This window comes from Plantactinospora sp. CNZ320, from assembly GCF_002846275.1.
The window spans coordinates 2,055,910-2,068,559 of record NZ_PJMP01000001.1 but is presented as its reverse complement, the minus strand read 5'-3'; the positions used below and the strand labels follow the sequence as shown (position 1 = coordinate 2,068,559).

Annotated in this window: 9 protein-coding genes; 1 reads left to right on the top strand and 8 read right to left on the bottom strand. The window is 70.5% G+C overall.

Features of this window, described 5'->3' with window-relative positions:
* Positions 1–264: 264 nt before the first annotated feature.
* Positions 265–1,398, top strand: a complete 1,134-nt coding sequence (locus tag CLT71_RS08880; RefSeq protein ID WP_486483152.1) for a hypothetical protein — start codon at positions 265–267, stop codon at positions 1,396–1,398.
* Between the two features lie 78 nt (positions 1,399–1,476).
* On the opposite strand, the gene CLT71_RS08875 is transcribed toward CLT71_RS08880, so the two are convergent.
* The 8 genes from CLT71_RS08875 to CLT71_RS08840 form a co-directional block, all read right to left on the bottom strand.
* Positions 1,477–2,286: an SAM-dependent methyltransferase gene (locus CLT71_RS08875; RefSeq protein ID WP_101366688.1), complete on the bottom strand. Its 810-nt coding sequence runs from the start codon at positions 2,284–2,286 to the stop codon at positions 1,477–1,479.
* Positions 2,287–2,442: 156 nt separating this feature from the next.
* The gene (locus CLT71_RS08870) at positions 2,443–4,023 is read right to left on the bottom strand and encodes an outer membrane protein assembly factor BamB family protein (RefSeq protein WP_101366687.1); all 1,581 of its coding nucleotides are present in this window, start codon (positions 4,021–4,023) and stop codon (positions 2,443–2,445) included.
* Positions 4,024–4,166: 143 nt separating this feature from the next.
* On the bottom strand, positions 4,167–5,279 hold the full coding sequence (locus CLT71_RS08865; protein ID WP_101366686.1) for an oxygenase MpaB family protein: 1,113 nt from the start codon (positions 5,277–5,279) through the stop codon (positions 4,167–4,169).
* An 18-nt stretch (positions 5,280–5,297) separates the two neighbouring features.
* Entirely contained in the window at positions 5,298–6,602 is a 1,305-nt protein-coding gene (locus CLT71_RS08860; protein WP_101366685.1) for an MAB_1171c family putative transporter, read from the bottom strand.
* A gap of 11 nt (positions 6,603–6,613) precedes the next feature.
* A complete protein-coding gene (locus CLT71_RS08855) occupies positions 6,614–7,117 on the bottom strand; it encodes a hypothetical protein (protein ID WP_143743417.1) in 504 nt (167 codons plus the stop codon).
* A 51-nt stretch (positions 7,118–7,168) separates the two neighbouring features.
* Positions 7,169–7,618: a helix-turn-helix domain-containing protein gene (locus CLT71_RS08850; protein WP_101366683.1), complete on the bottom strand. Its 450-nt coding sequence runs from the start codon at positions 7,616–7,618 to the stop codon at positions 7,169–7,171.
* Positions 7,619–8,140: 522 nt separating this feature from the next.
* On the bottom strand, positions 8,141–9,238 hold the full coding sequence (locus tag CLT71_RS08845) for a polysaccharide deacetylase family protein (RefSeq protein ID WP_101366682.1): 1,098 nt from the start codon (positions 9,236–9,238) through the stop codon (positions 8,141–8,143).
* A gap of 216 nt (positions 9,239–9,454) precedes the next feature.
* Positions 9,455–12,538 carry an EAL domain-containing protein gene (locus CLT71_RS08840; protein WP_158242205.1) on the bottom strand — a complete coding sequence of 1,028 codons (3,084 nt, stop codon included), beginning with the start codon at positions 12,536–12,538 and terminating at the stop codon, positions 9,455–9,457.
* Positions 12,539–12,650: the final 112 nt, after the last annotated feature.

Genomic DNA, 12,650 nt, shown 5'->3' with positions numbered 1-12,650 from the left:
GCCGTCCAGTCCGTATTGCGAGCCTGACCCGCACACGTACCTCGGTTTACGGAGGGCAGCATGAAGCGGACAGGCAGGGTACGGAGTACAACGTCGTCGGTGGCGGGAGGCGCGGCGGCTTCCTCGACGAGGACGGGTCCGGCGGTCGAGGGGGACGCCCGACTCGATGCGGCCGGCACGATCGATCAGTCCGGACCGGACCTCAGGAGGTCACGCCGAGGGCGACGCAGGAGCGGGACACTGGTCCTGGCCATGGCACTGGCGGTGGCTGGGACACTCGGATACGCCGGACCAGCCCACGCCGGCACGCCCGGAGTCGACGGTGCGCCGAGTGCGCCGAGTCTGCCGGCCAGGCCGGCGGTGGCCGCCCCTGGAGTCTCCGGGCTGGCGCCGGACACCGCCATCCGGTCCGCTGGTCGGCGCTCCGTCGCGTCCGTACCGAGTGGCACCGGGATCACCCTCGGAGCGCCGAAGGCCGGGCCGGCCCCGCGCAGGGTCACCGGTGCCCAGGACGAGCCGCTGACCTGTGTGCCGTACATCAGCCGGCAGGTGACGCTCAACGGCACCGCCCTGGCCCGGGTCGACTACCTGGCGGAGATCGTCTGCAACTTCTACCTCGCGGGCGCCGGCCAGGCGTACCTGATCGAGCGGACCAGCGGCGCCAGGTACAACGGTTCGGTCGTCGCCGCCGCAGCACCCTTCGCCTTCTCCTCTTACTACTACGGCTACAGCCTCGGCGCGGTGCTGATCGACGGTCGCGTCTACGACGGCGCACGCCAGTTGGAAATCGGCTTCGACCTGGCACTTCAGACCAACGGGATTCCGTGGGGCGGCTGCTTCGCACTGCCCGCCGGGCAGCGCTATCTGTCCCCGTGCTACGGGCTGGGCACGCCCACCCTGTCGGTCTCGCTCGGGTCGGGAGTGTTCAGCACGGGCCTGCCGGCCTACAACCCGGCGGCCGCGATCCGGGACATCCCGGCGATCGACCTGCTCACCTTCCACGTCGGCGGGCAGTCGGATCCGGCGTCGACCGCCCGGCAGAACATCGTGGACACGGCGGCCGGGCTGCCGGCCAGTACCAGCGACTTCAGCCATGTCGGCAGGACCAGTGTGAACCTCGACCTGGACATGCTGCGGGGCATTCTCAGCCTGCATCTCACGAACGGCTTCAACTTCCGGGTGACCGCGATCGCGGGTAGCAGGCACGGGGCGAACTCCCGGCACTACGCCGGCAAGGCGTTCGACGTCGACACGATCAACGGTACCCGGGTCACCAGCACCAACCCGTTCAACCAGGCGTTCAAGGACGCCTGCCGGGCCTATGGCGCGACGGAGGTGCTGGGGCCGGGGGATGACGCCGACCACGCCACGCACATCCACTGCGCCTGGCCCCGGTAACTCGCCCCCGGCCACCCTCGGGAGATCGGTGCGGAGGACCGTCACGGCCCTCCGCACCGCCGGCGCCGGCCGACCACGCTACGGCTTGCGGCCGACCGCGCAGTACTGGTCGATGACGTGTGTCGGGGTGCTCGGATCCGGCCGCCACTCGTTCACCGACACCACGCCGGGCTCGACCAGTTCGAGACCGTCGAAGAGGCGGGCGATCCGTTCGGGGCTGCGCAGGTGGTATCGCGGGTTCGCCGAGATGTTCCAGATCCGTACGGCCTCGGTGTTCGCCTCGCTGGTGTCGCTGCCGTCGTACATCGCGAGGTAGCTGCCGGACGGCAGGGCACCCATGATCTCGTCGATGATCGACTTGGCCTCGTCGTCACTCTCGACGTGCCCGAGGATCCCCATCAGGAACAGCGCCACCGGCTTGGTCAGGTCGAGGGTCCTGGCCGCCTCGTGCAGGATCGTCCGGGTGTCCCGCAGGTCGGCGTCGATGTAGTCGGTGACACCCTCCGGACTGCTGGCGAGCAGGGCCCGGGCGTGCACCAGCACGAGGGCGTCGTTGTCGACGTAGACGATCCGGGCGTCCGGCGCGATCGACTGGGCCACCTGGTGCGTGTTGTCGGCGGTGGGTAGCCCGGTCCCGATGTCGAGGAACTGCCGTACGCCGGCCTCGCCGACGAGGTACCGCACCGCGCGGACCAGGTACGCCCGGGACAGCCGGGCGCTCTCGGCGAGTTGCGGCAGGGCCTGGATGATCTCGTCGCCGACCGCGCGGTCCACGGCGAAGTTGTCCTTGCCGCCCAACAGGTAGTTCCAGATCCGGGCCGTCTGCGGGACGGTCGTGTCCATCTTGGATGGTGTCTGCTCGCCTGTTGTCGCCGAAGTCTCTGTCACAGCCCCATCTTTCGATTCGAGTGCGAACGACGCCGTCGCGGGTCGGCACCAGGATAGCCGGGAGAACACCCCAGGCTGAGTGTGCCGGACCCGCCCCGAGCGCAACGTCCTGCCGCGCGGGGCGGGTCCGGGTCGTGGATCAGCGCCCGTGCCAGGTCACGGACGCGTACCGGCACCCCTGCCGGGCAGTGCGAAGGAGTAGAAGGTGGTGCTGGTGGCGCCGAGTCGCTGGTACCCGTTGCCCCAGTACAGCCTGCCGTCGACGATGGCCGGCCCGGCGTTCGACGCCCCCGCGCCCTGGTACTCCCAGAGCACCTCGCCGTCGTCGGCGTCCAGGGCGTACATGTAGCCGTTCAGCGAGCCGTAGTAGACCACGCCGTTCGCGGTCGTCGCCGGGCCGACCGCCAGGCCGCCGTGCGGTTCCGGTACCTGCCAGAGGATCTCCCCGGTCGCCACGTCCAGTGCGCCGAACGAGCTGTGGTCAATGGTTCGGCCGTCGGGCAGCTGGTACGGCTCCCGGTCGTAGTTGGTCTCGGCGAAGAAGATCCGTTCGCCGTCGTTGGCGGTGCCCCACTCGATGCCGCCGAGCACCGAACCCGGCCCGACCGACGCGCTCCAGATGATCTCCCCGGTCAGCGCGTCGAGCATCCAGAACTCGCCGCTCTTCTGTCCGGCCCCCACCGCCTTGCGCGGTCGCCCGTTCGGGCCGGGGATGGTGAAGAGGTGGGTGCCGTCGCTGGTGTCGTGGTCCGGGCCCGGGTTGGGGCAGTTGTTCGGCGGGAAGCCGGGGATGCAGGCGAGGTTCCACTCGTCGAACCGGGGCGGCCCGGTCGACCACCTGATTTTGCCCGTCGCCATGTCCATCGCGACTATCGAGTCCTTGGCGTTCCACGGCGGCAGGCACTCCTGCGGTGTGCCACCGTTCTCCTGGCACTCCCGGGCCGAGGCGGGGATCGAGTAGTTCTGTCCGGTGCCGACGTAGACGGTGCGGCTTCCCGGGTCGATGGTCGGGGTGCTGCCCCAGACCGACGCGCCGGAGAAGACGTCGCCGCCCGCACCCTGGTCCGGCAGGGTGTGGCTCTTCCACCGGATTTTCCCGGTGGCCGCGTTGACCGCCACCAGGCTGCCCCGGAAGGTGCAGCAGTCGTAGGCCGGGTCGCCGGCGTTGAGGAACTCCAGCGAGGAGACGCCCTGGTAGAGCACGCCCCGGTGGATGGCCGGCGACGAGGTGAGAATCGCGTCCGGGTGGGCGTCCATCGCGGCACTCCAGCGCAGCTCGCCGGTCTCGGTGTCGATCGCCAGCAGCCGGGCGCCGGCCTGGGTGCCGAGGTACACGGTGTTGCCGGCCACCACCGGGGAGGTCCGGGAGAAGGTGCCGGCGACTCCGGCGAGTTCGGCGACCGACCGGGACCAGATCACCTCCCCGGTCGCGGCGTCGACCTTCCAGAAGGTGCCGCCCCAGTCCGGGAAGTAGACGGCCCCGTCGACCACGGCGGGGGTGGCCGAGACGTCGCCGTCGGTGGTGACGCTCCAGGCGACCTCCAGGCCGCCGACCGTCGAGGGGGAGAGTTTCCGCTCGTCCGGGTTCGACCTGGTGTTGCGGATGTCGTGGCCACCCATGGACCACGACGCGTCGTGCCGGGCGCTCGCCGGTGGCGCGTGGCTGACGGGTACGAGTGCCACCACGCACGCCACGGCCAGCGCGGACGCGGTGGTGATCCGTCGAACGTCGCTCATCGCAGATCCCCTTACGAGTGAGACATATCCATAAAGACATATCTCAATAAGGCGATCGGCTCAAGTCCGTCCGTGCGCCGTGGTCCCGTCCGGCACCATCCGCTCGTGGACGTTTTCCGGGCGGGGATCGGCGAGAGTCGGGTTCAGGTGCTGCGCAGCACGACGGAGCCGGCCGGGATCTCGTGGCTGCCGGAGTCGACTCCGACGGTGGTGCTGCCCGGGCGTCCGTGCAGCTCCACGGCGCGGACGGTGGCGCGGATCGTCCCGCCGTCCGGCGTCCGGATCGCCACCGCGTCGCCGACCGCGAGGGGACCGCCGCTGTGCCGGCCCGAGAGCATCAGCAGGTTCCGGCTGTCGATGCGGTGCACCGCCTCCACCCGCAGCTCCGCCCCGGTCGGCCGGCGTCGCTCTGCCGGGCCGACCGTGGCGATGTCGTAACCGTCCGGGTACGTCTTCGCCCGCAAGCCGCCGTCGAGGTACGGCCGCTCGCGTGGTGCCGCCGCGTGCCGCAGGTACCTCGCACGTCCGGCGAGCCCGCCGGCCAGTAATGCTCGGGCCCACCACGGCGGCGGGGTCACCGAGAGCGCCTTCCGCAGTGGTGGGTCGAGCAACGCGTCGGCGACCCGCCCACCGATCGTCACCAGCGGCTTCGGCAGGTCGGCAAGCAGTCCCTTGGTCGCGGTGATGAGCCGCTGGGCGGCCGGAGTGGGTGCGAACCGTTCGGCCTCGAACCTGTCGTACCAGCTCGCGTAGCTCGCCAGATCCGGTGGAATGGCGCGGATGTTCATCCGTCGGCCGAGCTCGGCATGGAAGTGGTAGATCGCGGTGCGCTCGTGGCAGCAGAGCGGGCGCCAGGCGTACCGGTCGAGCCACCGGGTACCGACGAAGACGAAGGTACCGAGCACGTACAGGTAGTCGTCGTTGTCGATGGCGTACCTGCGGTGCAACTGGTTCAGTCGACGGGTGGCCGCCCGACCCAGCGGGTGGTCGAGGCCGTGCTCGATCAGGGTGTACATCAGGATGCCGGTGTCGTCGGCGCGGCGCTCGGTCCGGGAGGTGGTCTCGCCGGTCGCGGCCAGCAGTTCGGCGATCGACGGCACGGCGAAGGTACGCCAGAAGGCCAGCAGCAGCCCCATCCGGACGTCGAACGGGAACTCCCACAGCGCCGTGGTCCGATAGATCTCGTGGCAGTCCCGCACCGGGTCGAGTTCGCGGATCTGGCGAAGCCTGTCGAATCGGCCGGGCCGGTGCAGCATCCCGTCAGCTCCGGGCCGTCAGCTCCGCACCGGCGTACCCGGGGCGGCGGGCGCGGTGGTCACCGGTGGCAGGCGGCGCAGCGCCGACGAGACCTGGCCGAGAAACTCCAGGTCACCGGCGAGGTCGGCGCCGTCGTCCGTCGGCCCGGGGCGGCTCTCCCGGGCCGGCGTGGCGGCCGGGGGCACCGACCGCTGGTCCAGGTTGGCCGCGCGCAGCAGGGCGAGCGCGTCCCGGATCCGGATCGCCTCGCCTGTCGCGGCGGCCGTCCTGGCACCGCGACCGCCGCGACCAGCACCACCGAGACCGGAGCTGGGACTACCGGGATCGTCGGCGCCGGGACCGGCCGGCGGGGGAGTCGCGTCGGCCGGGGCCAGGTAGGGCGCGAGTGCGAGCCGGCCGTCGCGGATCTCGATGACCCGGCGGTAGAGCGCGAAGTCGAGATCGCGCAGCATCCGCAGGTCGGCCCGGCGGGACGCGGGCGGGTCGAGGGCGATCTCCGGCATCGCCTGGTACATGGCGTGCCAGAGCGGATAGAGCCGAAGGTAGGTGCGGGCCCGGTCCAACCTGTCCGCGGCGGCGGAGAGCCGCGGCCCCCAGGACGGAATCGTGAAGCCGATCGTGATCACCAGCGCCCCGAGGCAGGCGCAGAGGGTACCGAGGTTGCTCAGGGTGGTCAGCCTCGTGCCGAACCAGGCGGCGACGACGTACCCGCCCTTGCCCAGGCAGTAGCCGAGCGCGACGATCGAACCGGCCGCGACCAGCCGCAGGCCCCGGCGCAGCCACGGGCGGCCGTCGGTCCGGGCGACCCGGTTGGCGAACTGGAGGCTGCGCCAGGCGGCAACACCGAGGCCGACCGCGAAGGCGGAGACGTAGACCAGCAGGAACGTGCCGCCGACCGGGCGCGGACCGTAGACGTCGTCGAAGTCGCTCGGCGCCTCGACGGTGGCGCCGCTGTTGGCGAAGAGCACCGCCATCGCGACCAGCACCAGGCCGTAGAAGACGGCGAGCACCCTGGCCCGGGGCAGCGCCTCGGCCGGCGGCATGTGCCAGAGCATGAGCATGATCAGCGCGGTGACGCTGTATCCGACGATGCAGGAGTAGACCAGCAGCGAGGCGAGATTCGGTACCCCGAAGAAGCGGTTCACCGCCGAGTAGACGGCGGGTACGGACATGGTGAAGCCGGCTGCGGGCAGGGCGATGCAGAGGGTGAGCACCCACAGATTGAGGTTGCGGGGATTGCGGGCGAGTGCCACCACCTTGTAACCCACCGCGATCCACGCCACAGTCGCGCAGAAGAGGAAGGCGCCGCTCTTACCGTCCATCCGGCAACACTCTAGTGCTCCAGCGACTGGCCGAGCCGCTCGACCACCGGGTCGCTGGGGGTACGCGGCGCGGCCGGGCGCCACAGCCCGGCCCGCTGCCCGAGCAGCGAGGCGAGCATCTCGGCCTCCTGCTCCTCCTGGCTGCTGTAGTTGGTCCGGGCGAACATCGCCCGTACCACGCCTGGGTCGAGGTGCCGGAAGAGTTGCCGGCTGCCCTGCACGTCGTCGAGCAGGTGCAGCCGGTGCTCCAGCAGCAGGTGTGCCAGTTCGTGCAGGGCGATGTGCACCTGCTGCACCCCGGTCGCGGCGGAGGTCACCACCAGGTAGTCGGCGGTGTCGGTCGAGACGCAGAGCCCGCACGGCGCGCCGGGCGGCAGGTCGAACGCGATCAGGTGGACCGGACGCCCCCGATCGGCGCCGAAGTCGCTGATGAAGGTGTCGAGGTCGAAGGGATCCGGTACCCGGATGCCGCGTGCCAGTTGCTCACAGCGCCGGCGTACCTGCCGTAGCGTCATGGGCCCACCGTCCCTCTGCGCGGCGTGTTGTCGCCAGATCGCGACCCGCATTCACGCGCCATCATCCGCGTCCGGCCTGCCCTGTTCAAGGACGCGAATCACCCCGAGCAGTTCGGTCAGGGCATTGATGGCGGACTGTGCCTCCGGGATGACGGAGTTGCGCAGCGCCACGGTGCGGGCGCGTACCTGCTGCAACGCGGCGGCGAGGTCGAGTTCCCTGTCGACGTCGGCCGCCAGCTGGTCACTGGTGAAGTATTCCACCGGTACGCCGAAGAATTTCGCCAGCGCCCGGAGGTGGCTGAGGTTCGGGTCGCGCTTCTTTCCGGTACGCAACTGCCCGATGTAGGTGTGCGAGATCGACTCGCCCTGTGCGGTTATCGCCTCCGCCACCTCGCGCAGGCTGTACGCGCTGCCGTCGGGCTTGCGGATCCGGTCGAAGAGCCGGTCCAACCGGTCGGCCAGGGCCCCTGGACTGCGGAACTCGCCCGCCTCCTCCACCATCTGGCCTCCTCCGAAACTGGGTTCAGACGTTTACAGCATGCCATAGGGGTGTCCACACGTGTTGACGCGATCGCCTGCCTTGTGCCTATCATCGCTGCGAACGCGTGGCCGGCATCCAACGGGACAGGTGCCGGGACGCGTGGGTACGGGGAGGTGCCGTCGTCCAACGGGGGAGACGGGATCCGGTGTTTCTGCACCGGAGCCCGTCGTACGGACGGCATCCGCGGACCGCGCGCTGGGGGCGGTGGGTCCGTGAGCCCGACGGTCGACGTCGGGTGCCCGGCCGAGCAGGGGTTCGGCCGGGCACCCGACGTCAGATCCGCGGGTGCCTGACGTCAGATCCGGACCGGACGGACCCGCCGGCCCGGAGGTCGGACGCGGGCACGGGCGTGCCCGGTGCGCCGGAATTCCTCTGGCGCACCGGGCGTCGGGGGCGGATCTCGTCGGGACGGATCTCGTTGCTGCCGTCAACCTGCGGGAGCCGGCCGTCGGCGTGCGGCGACTGTCAACGTGCGGCGACTGTCAGCTGGCGGTGCAGGTGGGTGAGATCCCGGTACCGCTGCCGGTGCCCTGGAAGCCGAACTCGGTCGACTGTCCGGCGGCTATCCGGCCGTTGTAGCTGACGTTGGTGAAGGTGACCGCGCCGCTGTTGCCGCTGCGGTTGGCGTTCCAGGCGTTGGTGACGCTCGCGCCGGATGGCAGGTTCATTCCGACCGACCAGCCGTTGGTGCCGGACGAGCCGGCGGTGACCCGTACCGTGGCGACGAATCCGCCGGTCCAGGAGTTCAGCGAGACCGTGGCGGTGCAGCCGCCCGGCCCCTGCGTCGGCGGGTTCGTCGGCGGATTGGTGGGCGGGTTCGTCGGCGGGTTCGTGGGCGGGTTGGTCGGGGGGTTCGTGGGCGGGTTGGTCGGGTTGGTGCCGTCGGGTGCGACGGCTCGACCGGTGGTCGGGGAGATCATCCCGGGGCAGAGGTTGCGGTTGGCCAGGTTGGTGACGATCTGCGGCACGGCGTTGATGGTGCTCTGGTAGCCGTCGTGCATCAGGATGACGCCGCCGTCGGTGAGGTTGTTGGCGGCCTGGACGATCTGGGCCGTGCTGGCGCCGTTCCAGTCCTGGGAGTCCACGCTCCAGAGCACCTCGGTAAGGCCGAACTGGGCCTGCACCGAGCGCAGCGTGGCGTTGGTCTCGCCGTACGGCGGCCGGAACAGCCTCGGCGCGGTTCCGGTGGCCTGCTGGATGGCCTGCTGGGTCTGGCTGATCTCCGAGGTCATCTGTGCGGTGCTGAGCTGGGTCATGTGCGGGTGCGTCCAACTGTGGTTGCCGATCCACATCCCGGCCTGCTGCTGGGCGCGTACCAGTGCGGGGTTCTGCTGGGCCCGCTGGCCGATGTTGAAGAACGTGGCCCTGGCGCCGGCCGAGCGCAGTGCGTTGAGCAGCGCGTTCGTGGTGCTCGTGTTCGGACCGTCATCGTAGGTGAGCGCCACGTAGCCGTTGCAGGCGGCGGCGGCGACCGGTGGGGCGGCGATCGTGACCGCGGCGGCGCCGGCCGCGACGGCCAGGGCGGCGGCGGCGAGCATGGCGTACAGGCGGCCTCTCGGCCGGGAACGCGGACGGGGCATGAGGGCTCCTCGCTGGGGTGGCGGGTCGACTGTCGGTGGCGGTGCTGGCGCTGAAATATTTCAAGGCGTCGATCGAAATATATTCAACGGTGCCAGTCGATGTCTAGCCGCGCGGCGAGGACGCGCGAGCCGGGGTACCGGTGTGGGCAGCCGGGTGTAGAGAACTCTTGCCGGACGGGGCGATGGATGGTGGTGGGCCGTCGTGGACGGCCCGGATCAGCGGACGGCTCGGGCCGCCAGGCGGGGGAGACCGACCGGGGTACCGTCGCGGAGGATCGCCTCGGCCTCCGCCCCGCTGACCGGGCCAGCGAAGAGATAGCCCTGACCGTGGTGGCAGCCGAAGCGCCGCAACTGCTCCCGCTGCGCGACGGTCTCGATCCCCTCGGCCACCAACTCCAGCCCCAGGTTGAGCCCCATCGAGACGATCGAGCGGACCAGCTCACGGCTCTTGCCGTCGGTCGCCAGCGGTGCCACGAAGGATCGATCGATCTTGAACGCGTCGATCGTCAGGTGGTGCAACGCCTGCAACGAGGAGTACCCGGTGCCGAAGTCGTCGATGTGCAGCTGTACGCCCAGCTCGTGCAGTGCGGCCAGTTTCGTCCGCGCCGCCGGTACGTCGTGCACGATGACACCCTCGGTGATCTCGATGATCAGGGCCGCCGGGTCCAGCCCCGCCGCCCGCAGGCTCTCCTCGATGTCCTCCAGCAGGCGGGTGTGCCAGAACTGCCGGTTGGAGACGTTGACACTCATCCGCAGCCCCTCCGGTGCGGAGCCGCCCGCCCGCCAGGCGCCGAGTTGCCGGCACGCCTCGGCCAGCGCCCACCGGCCGATCAGCGGCATCAGCCCGCTCTCCTCGGCGATCGGCAGGAACTCGCCCGGTGCCACAAGTCCGCGTACCGGATGCCGCCAGCGCATCAGCGCCTCGAACGCGTGGGTACGCCCGTCGGTCAGCCGTACGATCGGCTGGTAGCGCAGTTCGAAGCCGCCGGTCTCCAGCGCCCGGCGCAGCTCCGCCTCGGTGCGCAGCCGTCCGACGACCCGATCGTGCATGGCGACGTCGAACACCGCGTGCGAGCCCTTGCGCTGCCACTTCGCCGAGTACATCGCGGTGTCGGCGTCCCGGATGACGTCCTCGGCGTGCTGGTAGCCGGTGCTGCTGCGGGAGATGCCGATGCTGGCCGAGACGACGAACTCCTCCTCGCCGAGCCGGAACGGTACGTCCAGCGCACCTCGGATCCGTTCCGCCACCGCGACCGGGTCCTCGCCGTCGCAACGGTGCCGCAGCAGTACGGCGAACTCGTCCCCGCCGAACCGGGCGGCGACCTCCGCCTCCCGGGCGCTGGCCCGGATCCGTTCGGCGACCTGGACCAGCAGCCGGTCGCCGGCCAGGTGACCCAGGCTGTCATTGACCAGCTTGAAACCGTCGAGATCGAGCAGCAGCACCGAGTAGTGCCGTTCCGGGTGCCGGGCCTGGGCGGCGACGGCCGCCTGGAGCCGGTCCAGGAAGAGGGAGCGGTTGGCCAGCCCGGTCAGCGGATCGTAGAGGGCCGCGTGCCGGAGCAGGTCCTCCTGCTCACGCAGGGACTTCAGCACCGCGTCGTGGTCGAGGGCGATGGTCAGCAGGGCCGCCCACTGGTTCATCATCTCCCGGCCGCTGGCCACCTCCGCCTCGATCGGGCCGACGACGGCGAGCATCCCCCAGTCGCTGGCGCCGATCTGCAACGGTGCCACGTAGACCATCTGGTCGGCGTCCAGGTCGGCGAGATCGACCAGCTCGGCCGGCGGGAACGACCGGGGCGGTACCGGCCCGGCCGACATCGGTACCGGCCCACGGTCCCGTTCGAACATGCTGACCAGGTCGAGCGTCCGTTCGGTGTCGTCGTCGCCCCCGGCCTGAGGGCGCGACCAGAGCCCGAGGCAGCCGCCCCGGGCGTTGGTGTCCTGGATCCAGGCCAGCGCGCGGGGGTCCTTCTCGTGGCTGCGCAGCAGGTTCTTGCTGACCGTGTAGAGCGTCTTGAGGGTGGTCTGGAACTCGTTCTCCTCGATCCGGTGCGTCCGGGACCGGCTCTGCGCCAGCGTGACAACGATCTCCTCGGTGCCGGCCCGGACCCGTTCGGCACCGGCCCGGTCGTGCTGCCCGAGCCGGTGGGCCAGGCCCAACCCGTACCGCCGGATGGAGTCCATCATCCGGACCACGCCCTCCGGATGCCGGTGGCTCAGGGCCTGTAGCCCGACCAGGGCCTGGCGCAGGTCGACCAGATCCGGGCCCGGTGCGTCGTCCGCAGCCGCGGCGAGAGCGTCGGCGACCAGGGTGCCGGCCCGGGCGATGGTGGCCCGGCGGGGCGGATCGACCTGATCCGGCAGCGCCGCGACGAGTCGGGTGACCAGGTGTTCGGCGGTCGACAGCTCGGCGTCCGGCTTCGCCACCAGCGCCCCGGGCGCCAGCGGGTCGGCGCAGCCGCACGACTCGCGGGCCTGGAACGACGTCGGTACGGAGAAGGTGCCGGCCTCGATCTCCTCCCCGCGCGCGGCGCGGAGTGCGAGTTCGGCGGCGATCCGGCCCAGGGACTCGAAGCTCTGCCGCACCGTGGAGAGGCTCGGGGTGAAGTAGACGACCCCCTCCATATCGTCGAAGCCGACCACCGCCTGCTCGCGGGGCACCTCCACGCCGGCGTCCAGAAAGGTGCGGAGCAGCCCGATCGCGTTGAGGTCGTTTCCGGCGATCACCGCCGTGGACGGCAGCCCGGCGGCCAGCATCGCCCGACCGGCCCGCTCACCGCCGCTCTCCCGGTTGTCGCCGGTGTCGAAATGCAGATCGGTACGGGGGGTTATCCCACATTCCAGCAGGGCGTCGCGATATGCCTCGTAACGTTCGCGCAGATCCCGCAGTTCCAGGTATCCGGCGAAAGCGATCTCCCGGTGGCCGTGTTCGACCAGGTGCAGGACCGCCTCGCGTACCCCGCCACGGTTGTCCGGAAGTACGACCGGGCAGGTGACGCCGGGCATCGAGTCACTGATCATGATCACGGGTTTGCCGGCGCGCTGGATCGAGGTCAGGTATCCCGGCGACGCCGAGTTCAGGATCACCACGAACGCGGAGACGTGATCCCAGGCCACGAGGTGTGGAAAGTCCGGAGGTTCGGGCGGGTCGAAGTCGAATGTGCCGGCCCCGAGCGTCTGAATGGCGATCATCCGGCCACCCGCGAGGGCGGTCGTACGCGCGATTCCGCCGAGAATGCTGCCGAAATAGTCGCAACCGACAGACATGGTGAGTACGCCGATGGTGGGGCCATCGACCACGGCCATCACCTCCTGCACCAGTCCCGCCGCGCAGGTGGCGGGGCCGGGTCGAGTCCGGTGGAAAGGTGGCTTTCCGGCAGTTTTTCCGATCAACTTCCGGAAAATTTCAGAT